This window comes from Albimonas donghaensis (genome assembly GCF_900106695.1).
Taxonomy (GTDB): Bacteria; Pseudomonadota; Alphaproteobacteria; order Rhodobacterales; family Rhodobacteraceae; genus Albimonas; species Albimonas donghaensis.
The window spans coordinates 95,646-115,926 of the sequence record NZ_FNMZ01000009.1 but is presented as its reverse complement, the minus strand read 5'-3'; the positions used below and the strand labels follow the sequence as shown (position 1 = coordinate 115,926).

At 70.4% G+C, this 20,281-nt stretch carries 15 protein-coding genes; 12 read left to right on the top strand and 3 right to left on the bottom strand.

Annotated features, from left to right (window positions below; translation table 11 throughout):
* Window positions 1-48: 48 nt before the first annotated feature.
* The 3 genes from BLV24_RS18285 to BLV24_RS21745 all read left to right on the top strand — a co-directional run bounded on the left by BLV24_RS18285 (window position 49) and on the right by BLV24_RS21745 (window position 3,949).
* Complete coding sequence (locus BLV24_RS18285; protein WP_176954819.1) at window positions 49-1,107, top strand: mitochondrial fission ELM1 family protein; 1,059 nt, start codon at window positions 49-51, stop codon at window positions 1,105-1,107.
* A gap of 132 nt (window positions 1,108-1,239) precedes the next feature.
* A complete protein-coding gene (gene trxB / locus BLV24_RS18280) occupies window positions 1,240-2,202 on the top strand; it encodes a thioredoxin-disulfide reductase (RefSeq protein ID WP_092684500.1) in 963 nt (320 codons plus the stop codon).
* Between the two features lie 184 nt (window positions 2,203-2,386).
* Complete coding sequence (locus BLV24_RS21745; RefSeq protein ID WP_176954818.1) at window positions 2,387-3,949, top strand: P-loop ATPase, Sll1717 family; 1,563 nt, start codon at window positions 2,387-2,389, stop codon at window positions 3,947-3,949.
* 9 nt (window positions 3,950-3,958) lie between these two features.
* On the opposite strand, the gene BLV24_RS18275 is transcribed toward BLV24_RS21745, so the two are convergent.
* The gene (locus BLV24_RS18275) at window positions 3,959-5,779 is read right to left on the bottom strand and encodes a PHA/PHB synthase family protein (RefSeq protein ID WP_092684498.1); all 1,821 of its coding nucleotides are present in this window, start codon (window positions 5,777-5,779) and stop codon (window positions 3,959-3,961) included.
* Window positions 5,780-5,958: 179 nt separating this feature from the next.
* On the opposite strand from BLV24_RS18275, the gene BLV24_RS18270 reads away from it, so the two are divergent.
* The 3 genes from BLV24_RS18270 (at window position 5,959) to BLV24_RS18260 (ending at window position 9,725) form a co-directional block, all read left to right on the top strand.
* Window positions 5,959-6,291: a hypothetical protein gene (locus BLV24_RS18270; protein WP_092684496.1), complete on the top strand. Its 333-nt coding sequence runs from the start codon at window positions 5,959-5,961 to the stop codon at window positions 6,289-6,291.
* A gap of 385 nt (window positions 6,292-6,676) precedes the next feature.
* Window positions 6,677-7,930 carry an LL-diaminopimelate aminotransferase gene (locus BLV24_RS18265; protein WP_092684494.1) on the top strand — a complete coding sequence of 418 codons (1,254 nt, stop codon included), beginning with the start codon at window positions 6,677-6,679 and terminating at the stop codon, window positions 7,928-7,930.
* Window positions 7,931-8,438: 508 nt separating this feature from the next.
* The gene (locus tag BLV24_RS18260; RefSeq protein ID WP_092684492.1) at window positions 8,439-9,725 is read left to right on the top strand and encodes a homoserine dehydrogenase; all 1,287 of its coding nucleotides are present in this window, start codon (window positions 8,439-8,441) and stop codon (window positions 9,723-9,725) included.
* Between the two features lie 553 nt (window positions 9,726-10,278).
* Here BLV24_RS18260 and BLV24_RS18255 read toward each other — a convergent pair.
* Entirely contained in the window at window positions 10,279-11,961 is a 1,683-nt protein-coding gene (locus tag BLV24_RS18255; RefSeq protein ID WP_092684490.1) for a methyl-accepting chemotaxis protein, read from the bottom strand.
* Window positions 11,962-12,150: 189 nt separating this feature from the next.
* Between BLV24_RS18255 and glpX the strand changes: the two genes are divergently transcribed.
* The 6 genes from glpX (at window position 12,151) to BLV24_RS18220 (ending at window position 18,306) form a co-directional block, all read left to right on the top strand.
* The gene (glpX, locus tag BLV24_RS18250) at window positions 12,151-13,134 is read left to right on the top strand and encodes a class II fructose-bisphosphatase (protein ID WP_092684488.1); all 984 of its coding nucleotides are present in this window, start codon (window positions 12,151-12,153) and stop codon (window positions 13,132-13,134) included.
* A 518-nt stretch (window positions 13,135-13,652) separates the two neighbouring features.
* Complete coding sequence (locus tag BLV24_RS18245; protein ID WP_092684486.1) at window positions 13,653-14,846, top strand: acetyl-CoA C-acyltransferase; 1,194 nt, start codon at window positions 13,653-13,655, stop codon at window positions 14,844-14,846.
* 205 nt (window positions 14,847-15,051) lie between these two features.
* Entirely contained in the window at window positions 15,052-15,453 is a 402-nt protein-coding gene (locus BLV24_RS18240; RefSeq protein ID WP_092684484.1) for a rhodanese-like domain-containing protein, read from the top strand.
* Window positions 15,454-15,602: 149 nt separating this feature from the next.
* Entirely contained in the window at window positions 15,603-16,373 is a 771-nt protein-coding gene (locus BLV24_RS18235; protein ID WP_092684482.1) for an SDR family NAD(P)-dependent oxidoreductase, read from the top strand.
* Between the two features lie 458 nt (window positions 16,374-16,831).
* The gene (locus BLV24_RS18225) at window positions 16,832-17,743 is read left to right on the top strand and encodes an alpha/beta fold hydrolase (protein WP_092684478.1); all 912 of its coding nucleotides are present in this window, start codon (window positions 16,832-16,834) and stop codon (window positions 17,741-17,743) included.
* Window positions 17,744-18,117: 374 nt separating this feature from the next.
* On the top strand, window positions 18,118-18,306 hold the full coding sequence (locus BLV24_RS18220; RefSeq protein WP_092684476.1) for a hypothetical protein: 189 nt from the start codon (window positions 18,118-18,120) through the stop codon (window positions 18,304-18,306).
* Window positions 18,307-18,505: 199 nt separating this feature from the next.
* Here BLV24_RS18220 and BLV24_RS18215 read toward each other — a convergent pair whose 3' ends face one another.
* A complete protein-coding gene (locus BLV24_RS18215; RefSeq protein WP_092684474.1) occupies window positions 18,506-19,459 on the bottom strand; it encodes a 2-hydroxyacid dehydrogenase in 954 nt (317 codons plus the stop codon).
* Between the last annotated feature and the right edge of the window lie 822 nt (window positions 19,460-20,281).

Genomic DNA, 20,281 nt, shown 5'->3' with positions numbered 1-20,281 from the left:
ACAATGCAATGATGTTGCGCGGAAGCGCAAGATTCGGAAATGGACCCGATGCCGAACAATCGCGAAGGACGTCACGTCCGCCCCTGCGGAAACTCGCCCGACGGGCGGGCGGAGGGCGCGGAGACGCCCGTCTGGGTGGTGACCGACGGGCGGCCGGGCAACGAGAACCCGGCCCGCGCGCTGGCCCGCGCGCTGGAGCCGCACGGCTTCGCCCCGGCCGAATTGCGCCGCGCGGTCCCCCGCGCCTGGGCGGGGCGCCTGCCGGCGCGGCTGTGGCGGATGATCCCGGCGCGGGTGGGGGGCTGGCCGTTCTCGGGATTCGCCGCGCCCGAGGGGCTGGCGAAGCCCTGGCCGGGGCTGGTGATCTCGGCCGGACGCCGCTCCGCCCCCGCGGCGGCGGCGATGCGGGCGCTGTCGGCTATGGGGGCGGGCGGGCGGGTGCGCGCGGTGCAGATCCTGGACCCCCGGATGGGCGCGGGCGCCTTCGACGCGCTGGTGCTGCCCGAGCATGACGGACGGACGGGACCGGGGGTGGTGACCACGCTGGGCTCCCTCTCCGCCGTGACGCCGGAGATCGCGCGCGCCGCCGCCGCCCCCTGGGCCGCGCGGCTGGAGGGGCTGGCGCGCCCGCGGCTGGCGGCGCTGATCGGCGGGCCCTCGGGCTCCAACCGCTGGGGGGAGGCGGAGGGGCGGGCCGTGCTGGCGGCGCTGGCCGCGGCGGAGGCGGACGGCTGGGGGCTGATGGTCACGCCCTCGCGCCGCACGCCGGCGGGGCTGGTGGCGGCGATGCGCGATGCGGCGCCGGGCGCCTTCGTCTGGGACGGGACGGGGGAGAACCCCTATCCCGGCATCCTCGGGCTGGCGGACGCGGCGCTGGCGACGGCGGATTCGGTGAACATGGCGTCCGAGGCCGCGTCCGCCGGGCTGCCGGTCAACGTGCTGCCGGTGGCCGGGCTGGCGGCGAAGCTGGCGCGGTTCCATGCGGGATTGGCCTCGCGCGGGGCGGCGCGGGACTGGGCGGGGGCGCCGCAGGTCTGGGAGGTCGCTCCGCTGGACGAAGCCGGGCGCGTGGCCGCGATCCTCGCCCCGCGCCTGCGCGCCGACTGAGCGGGGAGAGCGCCCGCCCGCCCACCCCGCCTCCCCGCTCAGCCGACGCGCAGGCGCATCCCGGCCTTGCACGGGTTTCGCCGGCGCGGAGGCGTCGCTATATGGGCTGAAATGGATTCAGGAGGCGGGAACATGGGCGACACGCGGCAGGTGAAGGTTCTGATCATCGGCTCGGGGCCGGCGGGCTACACGGCCGCCGTCTACGCCTCGCGCGCCATGCTGGAGCCGGTGCTCGTGCAGGGCATCCAGCCCGGCGGCCAGCTGACCATCACCACCGAGGTCGAGAACTGGCCCGGCGACACCGAGGTCCAGGGCCCCGCCCTGATGGAGCGGATGGAGGCCCATGCCCGCGCCGTGGGGACCGAGATCATCTCGGACCTCGTGGGCAAGCTGGACCTGTCCAAGCGCCCGTTCCGGGCCGAACTGGACGGCGGCGACGTGATCGAGGCCGAGGCGGTGATCCTCGCCACCGGCGCCCAGGCCCGCTGGCTGGGGCTGGAGACGGAGGAGAAGTTCAAGGGCTTCGGCGTCTCCGCCTGCGCGACCTGCGACGGGTTCTTCTACCGCGGCAAGGAGGTCGTGGTGATCGGCGGCGGCAACACCGCGGTCGAGGAGGCGCTGTTCCTGACCAATTTCGCGTCCAAGGTGACGCTGGTGCATCGCCGCGACGGGCTGCGGGCCGAGAAGATCCTGCAGGACCGGCTGTTCAAGAATCCCAAGGTCGAGCTGATCTGGGACCACCAGCTTGACGAGGTGATCGGCGACGCCGACCCGCTGGGCGTCACCGGCGCGCGGCTGCGGCACGCGACGACGGGGGCGGAGCGGATGATCGACTGCGCCGGCATCTTCATCGCCATCGGCCACTCGCCGAGCTCGGAGCTGGTCGCGGACCAGCTTGAGCTGCACCATGGCGGCTACGTGAAGGTGAAGGCTGGAACCACCGAGACCTCCGTCCCCGGCGTTTTCGCGGCGGGGGACGTGACGGACCACGTCTACCGCCAGGCGGTGACGAGCGCCGGCATGGGCTGCATGGCGGCGCTGGAGGCGGAGCGGTTCCTGGCCGCGGACGGCGAGGCGCAGATCGCCGCGGAGTAGAGAACAGTCTGCTCCGAAGAAGCGGTGAGCCATCTTAGCTGTATGCCAGCTGCTTTTTTGCGGATGAACGAACCTTAAATTGGCGTTGATGGCGGGATAGTTTGAATGCTACCCTTAGATTGGAAATCTAAGGGAGGGCTATTTTTTGATTAATTGGTGGGAAGATAAGCGCACCTGTGCTCTCATGCGGGAGTACGTGTTCCGAAATCAGCTCGTCGGGCCAACGGACGCGGATATTATTTCGGATCCTGAAGCTCGACGAATACTTTTCGACTTTCATGACAGGCTTTATAAGCAGAAGGATTCGAGCCCTTCTTACGTTGTTGGACGTAGGGGGTCAGGTAAGACTGCCTATCTGTCTTATATTGAGGGCTTTGGGAAATATGATATTTGTATAAATATTGACAAATGGAAGGTATTTAAAGAGGTTGGTGAGATATCTTCTCAAGGAGGCGGGACTGTTTTTGTTGAGGAAATGGACGATTACTGGGATTCCGTGCTGTTTACGATAATCCTTAGCGAACTCAGAAGGAGATACCCTAGGCTGATTTCTAGAGATCAGTTTCTTGAGAACTATTTCGGTGAATTAGGGGTGGAGCGGGCGAACTCCGCGACCAGTTTCCTTACACGTTTGATTCGGCGCTTGAACGGGCGGTACGCATCGGGGTCTTCGGGCGGTATGTTATCGGCTTTGTTCGGAGAGCTGTTCAATGAGTTCGATGAGCCCGGGCGTGAGCTTCGCCAGAGGGTGGAGAGTTTGTGTCGTGATAACGAGATTCGTGTTGTGATACTAATTGATAGCTTGGAGAGCTACAAAGTAGATGATGAGCGTGTTTCGGACGGAATAAAAGGTTTTTTAAAGTCTGTGGGGAAATTCAACACCAGAAGGAATAGGCCTGAGGTTCGCTGTTGTATCCCATCGGAACTCTACTATAATTTTTTGGCACTTTCAACGAATGCGGGCAAGGATTTTAATCCGCCGCTGTTTTTGCATTGGAAGTCATCCGAGATACTTTCGGTTGTCGCTCATAGAATGTGTATTCATATGCGTCTGTACAATGATGGGAGCTCTGTCAGAAATAGGGAGTTACTTGGTTTGAATCTGGATAGCCGTCAAGGGCTGCAGAGGTTTTTCGAGAAAGTTTTCCCGGAAATGGTTACTAATGAGACTGGCGACCTTGAGCGTCCGGAGATATTCATCCTTCGTCATACTCAAATGCTTCCCCGTCAGGCCTTGAAGATCTTTCACTCAGTGATTCGTGAAAACTACTCAGAGACAGGTGAGTACGCTTATATTCAGCCTCGACATGTGTTGGATGGCACATATAAAATAGTTAATGAGCTTGCGACTAGTGTTTGCACCGCGTTTCGGGCAAGCTATCCAGGCGCATGGAAGGTGTGCAGGGATGTAGTGCCTCGATTGGGTTATACATTCAAGTTAGATGAGTTGGAGGTGATATATAGGAGGCACCTGAGGGGGAGGCCCGGCATCTCAGAAAAGGTTACTGAGCTGGATTTTGCTAGGATGTTAATTGAGCTGGGTTGCATTGGGGTTCAGCAGAACGTGTCCGACCGATACCAAGTTGCTCAATTTGAGTACAACTCCAGAGGAGAGCTTATGCCTCGGGGCACCGACACCTTGTGTGTCCATCCAATGTTCCGTGGGCCCAATGGAGACCGAAAATCAGATGAAGCGCTGAAGTCGGTCTATCCAGTGGGCGTAGACCCTTACGAAGATTTTAGCTGAAGCTCAGCCTCACCCCTCGTCGAACCGCTTCTTCACGAAGCTCCCCGGCGCGTCCTCCAGCACGCCCAGCACAGCCCCAGGCTCGCGGGCCGGGACCATCTTGCCGGACTTCTTCGCCAGCCACGCCGCCCAGTCCGGCCACCAGGAGCCGGGGCGCTCCTCCGCCGTCTCCAGCCAGCCGGTCAGCTCGCCTTCCGAGAAATCGCCGTCCACCCAGTGCTGATACTTCTTCAGCTCCGGCGGGTTGATCACCCCCGCGATATGGCCCGAGCCGGCCAGCACGAAGCGACGCTCCCGCGCGCCGGTCATCATCCGCACGCCGCGATAGACCGCCGCCGCCGGGGCGATGTGGTCCTCCTTCGAGGCCATGGCGTAGACCGGGACCTTGATGTCCGAAATCGTCACGTCGACGTTCAGCATCCGCAGGTCGCCCCTGGAGAAGGCGTTGTCGTTGTAGAACCGCTCCAGGTAATAGTGGTGCAGCTTCGCCGGCATCGCCACGGAATCCGCGTTCCAGTAGAGCAGGTCGAAGGGGAACGGCTCCTTCCCCAGGTAGTAGTTCGAGACGACGTAGTTCCAGATCAGGTCGGTCGAGCGCAGCATGTTGAAGGTCGTGGCCATCGCCTCGGCCGGCAGGAAGCCCTTGTCCATCTGGTCGTCGACGACGTCGAGCGTGTTCTCGTCCACGAAGACCTGCAGGTCGCCCGCGTCCTCGAAATCGGTCAGCGCGGTGAAGAAGGTGCAGGACTTGACCCGCTTGTCCCCGGTCTTGGCCATGATCGCCAGCATGGTCGCGGTCAGCGTGCCGCCGATGCAGTAGGCCGAGAGGTTGAGGGTCTTCTCCCCGGTCTCCTCCAGCACCTTCTCGATGGCGGTCATGGCGCCCTCGACCAGGTAGCTCTCCCAGGTGTGGTCGCGATGGCGCTCGTCCGGATTGACCCAGGAGATCAGGAAGACGGTGAAGCCCTGCTCGGTCATCCACTTGACCATCGACTTCTGGGCGTTGAGGTCGAGGATGTAATACTTGTTGATCCAGGGCGGGATGAACAGGATCGGGGTCTGGTGCACCTGCTCGGTCGCCGGCGCGTATTGCAGCAGTTGCAGGATGTCGTTTTCGAACACCACCTTGCCCGGCGTCACCGCCATGTCGCGCCCGACCTTGAAGGCCTTCATGTCGGTCTGGCGGATGATCAGGGTGCCTTTGCCGCGCTCCAGGTCCTCGGCCATCATGCGCAGGCCGCGCACCAGGTTGTCGCCCTTCTGGGCCAGCGTGGCCTCGATGACCTCGGGATTGGTGGCGGCGAAGTTGGAGGGCGACATCGCCTCGATCCACTGCCGCATGAGAAAGCCGATCTTCTTGCGGTCACGGGGGGCGAGATCCTCGCCCACGTCGTCGGCCACGTTCTCCAGGTAGGAGGCGGTCAGCAGGTAGGACTGCTTGATGTAGTCGAAGACGCGGTCGCGGGACCACGAATCATGCTTGAAGCGCTTGTCGCCCCTGGCCGGCGCGGCCACCGGGTCGGCGGGGGGTTCGGTCCCGAACCATTGCGAGGTCGCGCGGCGCCACAGCTCGGCCTGGTTGGCCCAGAGCTGCATCGAGCGCTCGGCCACCTGCTGGGGGTGGTTGAGCACGGCGTGCTGAAGCTCGGCGAACGCCGGGAAGGCGTTGAGCGGATCGGCGTGCAAGGGCTTGTCGTCATTCATCTGCGTCTTGAGCAGACGCAGCCAGATCTGCTGGCTCGATTCCATCACCTTGGCCATGTTCAGCGCGAACTCGGCGGTGTCCACGGCGGCGTCGGCGGCCTGGCGGGAGAGGTCGCGGTCTTCCATTCTGGTCGTCCTCCGGGTCGAGCGCGGCTCATTCGGCGTGGCCGTCGCTTCGCAGGCACTGGCGCGCGGCTTCGCGCGTCGGTAAGTATTCTACCATAATGCACAATCGCCACGAACCGAACAAACCCGCCGCGCGTCATGCGTCATTGTGCGCCGCAGCAACGATGTTGCTTTGCGGGATGGCTCTGGCCGGCTGCGAGGACGGGCGCTCGCCCTTCGAGGTGCTGGATCTGCCGCGGACCCCGGTCCCCCAGGGCACGGCGTGGCCGGCGCTGGCCGATTTCCCCGACGCGCCGCCGCCGGGAGCGTTCGGGCCGGGCGCCCCGGATCCGGCCCAGGGTCGGGCGGCGGCGGAGCGGCTGCGCGCGGATGCCGCCGCCGCGGCGGTGACGGCGGAGACGCTGGGCGCCCCGGTGATGAGCCCGGCCGAGCTGTCGCGCCTGCAGGCCGCCGGCCGCGCCAACGCCGCGGAGGCCGAAGCGCGGGCGGCGGAGGCCGCGGCCGAGGGCTGACCGCCGGGCGCCCCGCGCGCCGCTGCGCGTCGCGACGGCCCGCCCTGCGTCCCCTTCGCCTTCGCGCCCTCGACCCGTCGACTTCGTTTCGTCGTCGAGCTCGTTGCGTCGCCCCTTCACCTTTGCGCCGTCGCCGGGGATTTCAAGCCCCCCGTCCCAGCGGCGCGCGTTCGGGTTCCGCGCCCGCTCTCCGCGCGCCGCGGGCGCAACCGGGCCGTTGGCGTGACCTCGACGCGGCGCCTTCCTCCCCGAACTCCCGGCCGGCGCCCGCCCGCCCCGCGAAACCGCCTGTCATTCCGCTGCGAAAATGCTATGACGCCGCCCCATCTCCGCAGTCGGGCGACAGATCCGACGCGGCCCATCGCACCGCCCTGGAAACGCCGCCATGCCCCGACCGTCCGACGAATTTCACCGCATCAAGCGCCTGCCGCCCTATGTGTTCGCCGAGGTCAATCGCCTGAAGGCCGCCTTCCGCGCCGACGGCATGGACATCATCGATTTCGGCATGGGCAATCCCGACATGGATACCCCCGCCCATATCGTCGACAAGCTGGTCGAGACGGTGAAGCGCCCGCGCACCCATCGCTATTCGGCCTCCAGGGGCATTCCGGGCCTGCGCCGCGCTCAGGCCGGCTACTACGCCCGCCGTTTCGGGGTGGATCTGAACCCGGAGACCGAGGTCGTCGCCACCCTCGGCTCCAAGGAGGGGCTCGCCAACCTCGCCATGGCGATAACCGCGCCGGGCGACGTGGTGCTGACGCCCTCGCCCTCCTACCCGATCCATCCCTACGGCTTCATCATCGCCGGCGGCGCCCTGCGCCACATCCCGCTGCCCGGCGGTGTGTTCGACCCCGAGCGCTACCTGCGCGACATCGACCACGCCTGCATGCACACGGTGCCGGCGCCGACGGCGGTGGTGGTCAACTTCCCCTCCAACCCGACCGCGCAGGTCTGCGACCTGGATTTCTACGAAGCGCTGGTGAAGCTGGCCAAGCGGCATGACATCTGGGTGCTGTCGGACCTCGCCTATGCCGAGATCTATTTCGACGAGGACAATCCGCCGCCCTCGATCCTGCAGGCGGCGGGCGCCAAGGACATCGCGGTCGAGTTCACCTCGATGTCCAAGACCTATTCCATGCCGGGCTGGCGGATGGGCTTCGCGGTGGGCAATGAGCGCCTGATCGGGGCGCTGTCGCGGATCAAATCCTACCTGGATTACGGCGCCTTCACGCCGGTGCAGGTCGCGGCCGCCGCCGCGCTGAACGGCCCGCAGGACTGCGTGGGAGAGATCCGGGCGGTCTACAAGGCGCGCCGCGACGTGCTGGTCGACAGTTTTTCGAGGGCCGGGTGGGAGATCCCCTCGCCCCCCGCCACCATGTTCGCCTGGGCCCCGGCGCCTGAGCCGTTCCGGGCGCTGGGCTCCATGGAGTTCTCCAAGATGCTGCTGCGCGAGGCCGAGGTGGCCGTGGCGCCGGGCATCGGCTTCGGCGAATACGGCGAGGGCTTCGTGCGCCTCGGGCTGGTGGAGAACGAGCAGCGCATCCGCCAGGCCGCCCGCGGCGTGAAGAAGCTGCTGTCCGACCCCGAGGCGGCCATGGCCCGCCATGTTGAAGCCGAGGCCCGCGCCGCCGCCGAGTGACCTTCGCCGCGCGCGCCCGTGGCCTGCGGGGGGAGCGCCGCCTTCGCCCGCTCAATGGCGTCCCGGTCCCGCCCGCGGCGCAGTCGGGCGCGGCGCGGGCGGAGAGGTCTCCGGGCGGCGCCGTCGCGCTCCGCCGCCCCCGTCCCTCCCGGCCCCCCCGCCCCTGGCCGATGATGCGGGGGGCCGCCCCTCCGAGACCGTGCGGCCCGCGACCGGCCGCCACGCGCCGCGGGCGCTCGGGCGCAACCCGCGCCGGGCTTGCCGCGGCGCCTCGCGACGGGCCGGGTGCGCGCTGTCCGGATGCCCGGGCCGCGGGCCGCGCCGCGCGGGCCCCTGTGCCGCGCACCGCGCGCCGCAGCCCGGCGCGACGACTGCGCGCCCTCGCCATGTTGCCCCCATTCGAAGGCCCCTGTAGCAAGGGCCGCGCATCCGCACGGGCCGCCCGGCCCGGCGCCGCCCCTGCCTCGCGCCCGCTCGCGCCCACCCGTCTCCGGAGGTTCCGACCGTCATGACCAACCCGCTTCGCCTTGGCATCGCCGGACTGGGAACCGTGGGCGCGGGGGTGGTCAAGATCGTGCAGACCCATGCCGACCTGCTCGCCGCCCGCGGCGGCCGCCCGATCCGGATCGTCGCCGTCTCCGCCCGCTCCCGCGGCCGCGAACGGGGCGTGGCGCTCGACGCCTATGCGTGGGAGGACGATCCCGTCGCCCTCGCCCGCCGCGACGACTTCGACGTGCTGCTGGAGCTGATGGGCGGCGAGGACGGGCCCGCCAAGGCCGCGGTCGAGGCCGCGATCGAGACCGGCAAGCACGTGGTCACCGCCAACAAGGCCATGCTCGCCCATCACGGCCAGGCCATGGCCGAGGCCGCCGAGGCCCGCGGCGTCGCCCTGCGTTACGAGGCCGCCGTCGCCGGCGGCATCCCCATCGTCAAGGCGTTGGGCGAGGGGCTCGCCGCCAACGGCATCCGCCGGGTGATGGGCGTGATGAACGGCACCTGCAACTACATCCTGACCGAGATGCAGGCCCGCGGCGCCGACTACGCCGAGGTGCTGGAGGAGGCGCAGCGGCTGGGCTACGCCGAGGCCGATCCCAGCTTCGACGTCGGGGGCGTCGACGCCGCCCACAAGCTGGCGCTGCTGGCGGCGCTGGGCTTCGGGACCCGCGTGGATTTCGCCGGCGTGCAGACCGAGGGCATCGACCGGGTGACCCTCACCGACATCGCCCATGCCGAAGACATGGGCTACCGGATCAAGCTGCTGGGCGTCGCCTCGATGAGCGAGGCGGGGTTGGAGCAGCGCATGACCCCCTGCCTGGTGCCCGTCGACAGCGCGCTGGGCCGGCTTGCGGGCGTGACCAACGCGGTGATGGTCGAGGGCGATTTCGTCGGCGCCACCCATTACGAAGGCCCCGGCGCCGGCGAGGGGCCGACCGCTTCGGCGGTGATGGCCGACGTGCTGGACATCGCCCGGGGCCTGATCGGGCCGGCTTTCGGGGCGCCGGCGGCGTCGCTGACCGCGGCCCCGCGCGCTGCGGATGCGGGGGCGGCTGCTTACTACCTGCGCATGTCGCTGCATGACGCGCCGGGGACGCTGGCCAAGGTGGCGGCGGCGCTGGGGGAGGAGGGCGTCTCCATCCGCCAGATGCGCCAGTATGACCACGAGGGCGGGGCGGCGCCGGCGATCTTCATGACCCACCCGACCTCCCGCGCCGCGCTTGACGGGGCGCTGGGGCGGCTGGGCGGCATGAAGGAATGCCTCGATCAGCCCATGGCGCTGCGGGTCGAAACCGTCTGAACTCGGCCGGAAGGCCCGCGGCGACGGCCGCGCGCGGGGTCGGGGCAGGGCGGGGCGCTATGAAAGACGCCGCCCCGCGCGCGGCCTTTCGCAGTCCAACGGGATGCCGTGCGGTCCGGATGCGCCCGGCTCTTGGGGCCGTGGCCCGGGGGGGGGCGAGAGAAGCGAGCGTCGGCGGCGCCTGGCAGGGCGACGCGGGCTCCGTTTCCCGACCGGCGGCCCGAGCCCCGGACTTCGGTGGTCAGGTGAAGGTCCGAACCCGAACACGGTTCCGAAAGCCGATGCGGCGCCCGGCGCTCTGAGCCTGGATCCGAGCCGTCGCGCGCCGTGGGGGGCTCCGCTTCGTCAAAGGTCTCGTGTGGTCGACGCTCGCTGATCGCCTCCTCGGTCGCCCGTTCCGTCCCGCGCCGCTCACCCTTGCTTGCGCTTCGTCCGGCTGGCGGGTCGTCGCGCCGACGATGCCGTTGGAAACCGTTCCGCTCGCGGCCACGTGTCCTGCGGCCGCGGGCGGAACGGTTCGGCCTGGCGACAGGGCTGACGCGGCCGCCCGCGCTCAGGCGGCGTGGCGGCTTCTGGTCGGGGCGGCGCCGATGCGGAAGAAATCGAGCATCTCCGCAAGGTCCGACAGTTCCGAGTCCAGCGACCGCGCCGCCGCCGCGTTCTCCACCGCCGCATGGGCGTTGGCCTGGGTGTTCGCATCCAGGTCAGCGACCGCCGAGTTGATCTCGTTCACCCCGGCCGCCTGCTCGGTGTTCGCCGTGTCGATATCGGCGATCGACCGCGCCAGCGCGTCCACCTGCTCGCGGATCTCGCCGAACACCTGCACGGCGGAGGTCATCAGCTGCGCCCCGCGCTCCACGTTGCCGCTGCTCTCCTTGATCAGCCGCGAGGTGTCCGCCGCCGCGTCCGAGGATCGCTGCGCGAGGTTGCGCACCTCCGAAGCCACGACCGCGAAGCCCTTGCCGGCCTCTCCGGCCCGCGCCGCCTCCACCGCCGCGTTCAGCGCCAGCAGGTTGGTCTGGAACGCGATCGATTCGATCACGCTGTTGATCTCGTTGATCTTGCGGCTGCTCTCCTCGATCGTGCGCACCGCGTCGGTGGCCTGCTCGATCACCGCCTGCCCCGATTCGGTCCGCTCCGCCGCCTTGCGCACCACGTCGGTGCCGTGGCGCGAGTTCTGCGCGGTGGAGGTGATGGCGCCCGACAGCTCCTCGATCGTCGCGGCGACTTCCTCCAGCGTGGCGGCCTGCTGCTCGGCCCGGTCGGACAGGTCCGTGGCGCCGTTCGAGATGCGGCCCGAGCCGCGGCGCAGGGTTTCCGTCGCCGAGCCGATCCGCTCGACCATGCCGCGATAGGAGTCCACCACCTTGTTGACGCTGAGGCGCAGCGGCTCGTAGGCGGGCTGAAGCGGCGTGTCGATGGCCCGAGTCAGGTCGCCGTTCGACAGCCGGTCCAGAGCCTCCCCCAGCGTCTCCACCGACTGCATCCGCGGGGTCACGTTGGTGGCGAACTTCACCACGCGCAACACCTTGCCGTAGCGGTCCATCACCGGGTTGTAGGAGGCCGCGATCCACACGTCGACGCCGTCCTTGGACCGTCGGCGGAACTCCTTCGTGAAGCTTTCGCCTTCCCCAAGCGCCTTCCAGAACTGGGCGTATTCCGCGCTCTCGGCCTCGCCGGCCGGCATGAAGATCCGGTGATGCTTGCCTTTGATCTCATCGAGACGGTAGCCCATCGTCTTCAGGAAATTCTCGTTGGCGGTGAGAATCCGGCCCTCGACGTCGAATTCGATGATCGCCTGCACGCGGGAGATCGCCTCCAGCTTGCCGTTGGCGTCAAGCTCCGCGTCCGCGTCCTTGCTGACATCGGCGGCGATCTTGACGACCCGCGTCACCTTTCCGGCCGCATCCTTCAGCGGCATGTAGGAGGCGCGCAGGAAGATGGCCTGACCGTTCTTGTCGCGACGCTTGAAGCGGCCGTTGGCCGGCTTGCCCGCCGCGAGGCTGGTCCAGAAGGTCCTGTAGAATTCCGATTGCGCCACCTCCGGCGGGCAGAGCATGGAATGATGCTTGCCCACCAGCTCCTGCTCCGAATAGCCGACGGTTTCGATGAACGCCTTGTTGACCCGCAGGATGGTCCCGTCGGGCGTGAATTCGATCACCGCCCAGCATTCCTCCAGCGCGCGGCGCAGAGCATCCGCGGATTGATCGGGGGCCGCGCGCGACAGGCCGAACATGGGCGTCTCCTTCCGAAGTTGCGTCGCCCGCCTAGTATAGCCCGTCGGTTTAGAGACGGTTACCGCGCGCCCGGCCCCGACGCCGCGTCACAGGAGTTTCCCTTGCCGCCGCCCGCCCCGCTTCGTAGAAACCATGCCCGGGGGGTCGATCGGCCCTTCGTTCGCCGACCGCCCGAACAGGGAGCTTCCATGCCCGACCAGAGCCCCGCCGCCACCGACGCGATTTTCGCGGACCGCATGCTGTCGCTGGGCCTCGCCCGCGTCTCCGAGGCCGCCGCCATCGCCTCCGCCAAGCTGGTGGGCAAGGGGGACGAGAAGGCCGCCGACCAGGCCGCCGTGAACGCCATGCGCGACCAGCTCAACATGCTCGACATCCAGGGCGTCGTGGTGATCGGCGAGGGCGAGCGCGACGAAGCCCCGATGCTGTTCATCGGCGAGGAGGTCGGCAGCGGCCAGGGCCCCGCCGTGGACATCGCGCTGGACCCGCTGGAAGGCACGACGCTCACCGCCAAGGACATGCCCAACGCGCTGACCGTGATCGCGATGGGGCCGCGCGGCTCGATGCTGCACGCGCCCGACGTCTATATGGACAAGCTCGCCGTGGGCCCCGGCTATCCCGAGGGGGTCGTCGACCTCGACATGACCCCGACCGAGCGGATCGAGGCGCTGGCGAAGGCCAAGGGCTGCGCGCCGGCCGACATCACCTGCTGCGTGCTGGAGCGTCCGCGCCATGAGGAGATGGTGCGCGAGATCCGCGCCACCGGCGCCGCGATCCGCCTGATCACCGACGGCGACGTGGCCGGCGTGATCCACTGCGCCGAGAGCGACGTGACCGGCATCGACATGTACATGGGCTCCGGCGGGGCGCCCGAGGGCGTGCTGGCCGCGGCCGCGCTGCGCTGCATGGGCGGCCAGTTCCAGGGCCGGCTGCTGTTCCGCAACGACGACGAGCGGGGCCGGGCGCGCAAGGCCGGGATCACCGATCTCGACCGCAAATACGCGCTGCGCGAGCTGGTGACCGACGACGTGATCTTCGCGGCGACCGGCGTCACCGACGGCTCGATCCTGCGCGGCGCCCGCCGCGACGGCGAGTGGATGGAGACCGAGACGATCCTGATGCGCTCGCGCACCGGGTCGGTCCGGCGCATCACCTACCGCCAGCGCAACATGTGATCGGGGCGGGCGGCCCTGCGGGGTCGTCGCTGTCGAAAATCCCGAACGGCGCCCGGAAACGGGCGCCGTTTCGCGTTTCGGGGGCGCGTTGGGGAAGAAGAGACGCGCGCCGCCGAAGGGTCCGCGGGCGGCGCCGGGGCGCCGCGGCGCGCGGGAACCGGGGCCGCGGGTGGCCAGGGGGCGGGGCGGCGAAAGGCGCGGCCAGGCCGGCGGGCGGGCGGTCAGCGCCAGCGGCGGGTCCTCGCGGCGGCGTCGCGCCGGGCCTCGCCGAAGAGGGCGGAGACATGCGCCCTCTCCCCCGGCCGACCCCCGAGGGTCTCCGCGCCGTCGTCCCCACCCGTCTCCCCTTCGCCACCCGCGCCCCCGTTCCGGGCGGCCGCAGGCGGGGGCGTCCCACCGGCGCGCGCTCGGGGCGGCCGCTCCCCTGGGCCACGTCCCGCGCCACGGTCCCGACCCTTGCATCGCCCCCCCCGGCGCCCCCAAATGCGCCTCAAACACACCATCAGGGAGGCGAAGCGATGTCCGCAGCAACCGACGACCCCGTCGTCATCGTAGGCGCGGCCCGGACCCCCATGGGCGGCTTCCAGGGCGAGCTCTCCGGCGCCGCCGCCGCTGAACTCGGCGGCGTCGCCATCAAGGCCGCCGTCGAGCGCGCCGGCCTCGACCCCGCCCAGGTGGACGAACTGCTGATGGGCTGCGTGCTCCCTGCCGGACAGGGTCAGGCGCCCGCCCGACAGGCCGGCTTCGCCGCGGGCCTGGGCGAGGACGTCCCCGCCTCCACCGTCAACAAGATGTGCGGCTCGGGCATGCGCACGGTGATGATGGCCCATGACCAGATCCTCGCCGGCTCCCAGAAGATCATGGTGGCGGGGGGCATGGAGAGCATGTCCAACGCCCCCTACATCCTGCCCAAGATGCGCGGCGGCGCCCGGCTCGGCCATTCGGAGGTGAAGGACCACATGTTCCTCGACGGGCTCGAGGACGCCTACGAGCCCGGCCGCCTGATGGGAACCTTCGCCGAGGACTGCGCCGAAAAGTTCCAGTTCACCCGCGAGGCCCAGGACGACTACGCCATCCGCTCCCTGGCCGAGGCGCTGCGGGCCCAGACCGAGGGCGACTTCGACGCCGAGGTCGCCCCCGTCACCCTGCGCACCCGCAAGGGCGAGACCCAGGTCGCCACCGACGAGCAGCCGCGCAACGCCCGCCCCGACAAGATCCCGACCCTCAAGCCCGCCTTCCGCAAGGACGGCACGGTGACGCCGGCCAACGCCTCCTCGATCTCCGACGGGGCGGCGGCGCTGGCGCTGATGAAGCGGTCCGAGGCCGAGCGGCTGGGGCTGACCATCCGGGCCACGATCCTCGGCCACGCCTCCCACGCGCAGGCGCCGGCCTGGTTCTCCACCGCCCCCGGCCCGGCGATGAAGAAGCTGATGGAGCGGATCGGCTGGCAGGTCTCCGACATCGACCTGTGGGAGATCAACGAGGCCTTCGCCGTGGTGCCCATGGCCGCCGAAGTCGATCTGGGCATCGACCGCGCCAGGCTCAACGTCAACGGCGGGGCCTGCGCGCTGGGCCACCCGATCGGCGCCTCGGGCGCGCGGATCCTGGTCACCCTGATGCACGCGCTGGAGGCCCGCGGGCTCAAGCGCGGCATGGCCGGCATCTGCATCGGCGGCGGCGAAGGCACGGCGATGGCGCTGGAGCTGGGCTGACGCCGCGCGGGCGCCTTTCCGGGCGCCCGACCCGCGGCGCGGGTCGCGGGGCCGAGGGGGCTTCCGCCCCCGACGGGCCCGAGCTTCGCTTCGCCGCCGCGACCCGCCCGCATCCCTGTTTCGCCTTGCGGAACTTGGGCGCAGGCATTAATCAATCGGTTAACAGGACCGCGGCCCCAACGCCGGTCCGGACGGGAGAACGACCATGGCTATCAAGAGCACCAAGGAAATGGTGAAGGCGGCCAACGCCGAGCTGGAGGTGCTGACCGCCGAGCAGGCCATCGCCCTGCACGGCGCCGACGACATCACCTTCGTCGACATCCGCGACATCCGCGAGCTGTGGCGCGACGGGGCCGTCCCCGGCGCCTGGCACGTGCCCCGCGGCATGCTGGAATTCTGGATCGACCCGGACAGCCCCTACGCCAAGGAAGAATTCCGCTCGGGCAAGAAGTTCGTCTTCTTCTGCGCCGGCGGCATGCGCTCGGCGCTCGCCACCAAGATCGCGGCCGACATGGGGCTCGAGCCCGTCGCCCATATCGAGACCGGCTTCGGCGGCTGGAAGAAGGCCGGCGGTCCGGTCGAGACGGTCGAGCCCAAGCAGCGCTGAGGGGGCCGGGGGGGCGGACGGGTCTCCGGGCCCATCCCCGTCCCCGCGCCCCGATTTCCAACCCTCGCCCGCGGCCCTCGCCCCGAACAGGGGGCGCTCCGGCGCGCGCCGCCGGGCGATCCGACGACACAGCAAACAGGAGAAACGCGATGAAACTCCAGAGCGGTCTGGCCGCGGTGGTGACCGGCGGGGCCTCGGGCCTCGGCGAGGCGACGGCGCGCAAGCTGGCTTCGGCCGGCGTGAAGGTGACGCTGTTCGACATGAACGCGGAGAAGGGCGAAGCCGTCGCCAAGGACATCGGCGGCCTGTTCGCCAAGGTCGACGTGTCGGACCCGGCCTCGGTGACCGAGGGCCTCAAGGCCGCCCGCGCCGCCCACGGGCAGGAGCGGATCGCGGTCAACTGCGCCGGCATCGGCGGCGCCGCCAAGACCGTGGACCGGGACGGGAACCCCCTGAACCCCGACCACTTCATGAAGATCATCAAGGTCAACCTGTTCGGCACGTTCAACGTCGCCTCCCAGGCCGCCGCCGGCATGGCCGCGGCGGAGCCGGTGTCCGAGGACGGCGAGCGCGGGGTGATCATCAACACCGCCTCCGTCGCCGCCTTCGAAGGCCAGATCGGCCAGCTCTGCTATTCCGCCTCCAAGGGCGGCGTGGTCGGCATGACCATCCCGATGGCCCGCGACCTCGCCCGTTCGGGCATCCGGGTCTGCACCATCGCGCCGGGCCTGTTCCTGACGCCGCTGCTGATGGGCCTGCCGGAAGAGGCCCGCAAGTCGCTGGGCGCCCAGGTGCCGTTCCCCTCGCGCCTCGGCGATCCGTCGGAATACGCGATGACCGCGGCGCATATCTGCGAGAACCCGATGCTGAACGGCGAGACCATCCGTCTCGACGGCGCCATCCGCATGGCGCCCCGGTAAAGCCCGGGCCTTCGGGCCTGAGGCAGGGGGGGAAGGGCGCGCGCCGGGCATGGCGCGCGCCCTTCGGCGTATCCGGGGGGGCGCGGAGCGGGGGGCGGCGGAGGCGTCGAGGGGGGAACCCCTCTCGCCCCCGCGCCTCGCTGGCGCGAGGCGGCGCGGCACGGAGGGCGTCGCGATGACGGGAGAGGCGGCGGGGAAGGCGGGGCGCGACGATCTCAAGTCACGCTCCGGTCTGACCCGGGTCGAGGCCGTCGCCCCCGAACCCGAACCCTAACCTGATCCCGAACCCGGCCCCGAACCCGACTCCGCCCGCCCCTTCGCCGCGTCGCTCGGCCGCCTCTTCGCCGGCGCCCGCGACCCCGCGACCCCGCGAACCACGACCCTCGACCGGCGCGCCGGTTGACCTCGCCCCCCGCGGCGGCGCCTGCTGTTCCCGCGCCACGACACCGGAGACCTCCATGCGCGAATACATCGTCGAGGCCGGCCAGCTCGCCGTCGCCTGCCTGGAATGGGGGCCGCAGGACGGCTGGCCCTGCCTGATGGGCCACGGCTTCCCCTATTCCCCCCACGCCTATGCCGACGCCGCCCCGATCCTCGCCGCCGCCGGCGCGCGGGTCATCGCCCCGTGGCTGCGCGGCTACGGGCCGACCCGGTTCCTGTCGCCCGACACCCCCCGCTCCGGCGAGCAGGCGGCGCTGGGGCGGGACATGCTGGCGCTGATGGACGCGCTGGGGATCGAGCGGGCGGTGCTGGGCGGCTATGACTGGGGCGGCCGCGCCGCCTGCGTGGTCGCCGCGCTATGGCCCGAGCGGGTGCAGGCGCTGGTCACCGGCAATTCCTACAACATCCAGGACATCGCCCGCGCCATGGAGCCCGCCGCGCCCGAGGCCGAGGCCGCGCTCTGGTATCAATACTATTTCCACGCCGAGCGCGGCCGGCGCGGGCTGGAGGCCGACCGCGCCGGCATCGCCCGGCTGCTCTGGCGCATGTGGTCGCCGCGCTGGGACTTCGACGAGGCCGCCTTCGCCGCCGCCGCCGCCGGCTTCGACAATCCGGATTTCGTCGAGGTGGTGATCCATTCCTACCGTCACCGCTTCGGGCTGGTCCCCGGCGATCCGGCGGCGGCGGAGATCGAGGCCGCGCTCGCCCGCCGGCCGCGCATATCCGTGCCCACGATCCGGGTGGACGGAGACGCGGACGGCGTGAACCCGGGAACCGCCGGGCATGGCTCCCGCTTTTCCGGCCCGCAGGAATTGCGCGTGTTCCGGGGCGCGGGCCATAACCTGCCGCAGGAGCGGCCGGCGGACTGGGCGCAGGCCGTGCTGGACGCGCGGGCGCTGGCCGAGGCCGGGCCGGGTTCCGGGGGCTGATCCGGGGCGCGCGGGGCCGCCCGAGACGCGCGCCGGCCCCCGTCGCGCCGGCCCCCCGTCGCGATCGACCTTCGTCGGGATCAGCGCCGCGATCCGCCCGGCTGACGCCGCGGCGCCGAATCGCCCGCGCGTCGCCCCGATCCGCTCCCCAAACGCGCCGCATTCCGATCCGGGAGCGGGGTTCAGACGCCGCTCACCGCGCCTTCCGCAACGTCGTCAGCGAGCTGGCGGCGCCGAATCGCCCCGATTTGTCCCGATCTCCGCCCCGGAACCGCCCGGCGCCGCTCCAGATCATTGCGCAGGCGCCGCCCTGAAGCCGGCGGCCTGACGATGGCCCTCCGCCGCCTCGGCGGCCTGAAGATGGAGACACGACCATGACCCTGTTCAACGCCGTTTCGACCCGCGCCCTCGGCCGCATCCTGCTGCCGGGCGTCCTGCTCGCCGCCCTGGGCGCCGCCGCTTGCGCGCCGGTGGCGCCGCCGGTGTCCAAGGACGTGGCGGGCTCGCTCGCGCCCCAGCAGATCCCGGCCTATCCCACCGGCTACGGTCCCAAGAAGTACTGAGCCTCCGCCGGTCCGTCCGCGGACCCGCCTCCGGCACGCGCCGCCCTCCGAGACCGCCGGCCCATGGCGCGGCGGTCTCGCCCTTTGGCGCCGCGCGCGAGGCCCGGGCAGGGGCGCGGGGGGGACGATGGCGGCGCCGTTCCGGACCCCGCCGCGGCGGCTCTTCGGCGCCCTCGCCAACCGCCTCAGCCCACCGTGTTCAGTCCACGGGGTCGGGCAGCGGGCGGCCGGCGAAGAACGCCTCCAGGTTGGCGACGCATTTCATCCCCATCGCCTCCCGCGTCTCCCGCGTGGCGGAGCCGAGATGCGGCAGCAGCACCGCGTTTTCGAGCTTGCGCAGGGCCTCCGGCACCGCCGGCTCCGCCTCGAACACATCCAGCCCGGCCGAGATCCGCCCCGTCTCCAGCGCCGCGATCAGCGCGGGCTCGTCCACCACGTCGCCCCGCGCGGTGTTGATCAGCGCCGCCCCGGGCCGCATCCGCGCGATCAGCCCGGCCGAGATCAGGCCCCGGTTCGCCTCCCCCCCCGGGCAATGCAGCGAGATCACGTCCGCCGAGGCCATCAGCTCCGGCAGTTCCATGCGCTGGGCGGGCAGCCCCGGATCGATCTCGGAGCGATTGGTGTAGAGAATGCGCATGCCGAACCCGTGATGCGCGCGCCGGGCCGTGGCCTGGCCGATGCGCCCCATGCCGACGATGCCCAGCGTGCGGCCGCTGAGGTCTCCGCCCAGCAGCTGGGTGGGGGCCCAGCCCTCCCAGGCGCCGGCGCGGACCATGCGCTCGCCCTCGGCGGCGCGGCGCAGGACCATGAGGATCAGGGTCATGGCGATGTCGGCGGTGGCGTCGGTCAGCACGCCCGGCGTGTTGGAGACGGCGACGCCCCGCGCCGCGCAGGCGGCGAGGTCGATATGGTTCACCCCCACCGCGAAATTGGCGAGCAGGCGGGCGCGCGGCGCCTCGCCCAGCGCGGCGGCGTCGATGCGGTCGCCCACGGTGCACAGGACGGCGTCGGCGGAGGCCATGGCCTGGGCCAGTCGAGGCGCGTCGAAGGGCGTGTCGTCGGGGTTGAGCACCGTGTCGAACCGCTCGGTCAGCGCGGCTTCGACCGTCTCGGGGAGGCGGCGGGTGACGATGACGCGGGGGCGGTCGGACATGGGGGGCTCCGTGGCGGATTGCGGGGGCGCGCGGAGGTTGGCACGGACGGCGGCGGAGGCAAAGGGGGCCGCGGGACGGCGGGGGGCGCCGGCTCGGCCGGGCGCGCCCCGATCCGCGGACGGGTCGCGCGGCGCGCGGGGGAGCCGCGCGTCCGGGGGCGCGAGGGCGGGGCCGGGGCGCCCGCGCGGCGTTGCGGGCGTCGCGCGGGCCGAGAGGTCGCGGAGCGCCGGGGATGCGCGGGCGGATGCCGGGCGGGGCGCGGGCTTCTTCGCCGCGCCGCCATGGCTCTCGGAGCCTCTGGGGACGGGAGGGGCCTTCGCGCCGATCGGGTTGGTGCGTCCGCGCGGTGGGGGGGCGTCGTCAGGTCCAGGGGCGGCCGGCGCCGCGGTCGCGCCCTCGAATGCGTCCGCCTTGATATGCGCGGCGTTGCATATGACTTGGGGAACCGGCGCGCGGTCTTGGCGCGGGGCGGGACATGAGGCGCGCGGGCGGCCGCGGGGCCGGTTGTCGGCGCGGGTCGCGGGGGATGGGGGCCGGGCCCTGTTGACGAGCGTGGGGGCTCGGGCGGCGTTGGTCGTTGATGGGTGACCGCGAACATGGTGGGCGGGATGAGAAGTGAATTGGGACGCGGAGCGCCGTCGGCGCCTTTCTGTCAGCGGTCAGCGGTCAGCGGTCAGCGGTCAGCGGTCCGCAACAGCATTGGCGTGAGAGCGGGCGGAACGGCCGGTTTTCAAGCGGACAGGGCTTGCAGGCGGTTGGCGGGCGCGGTGGTTTCCTCAAGGAACGAAGGAACGAAGGAACGAAGGAACGAAGGAACGAAG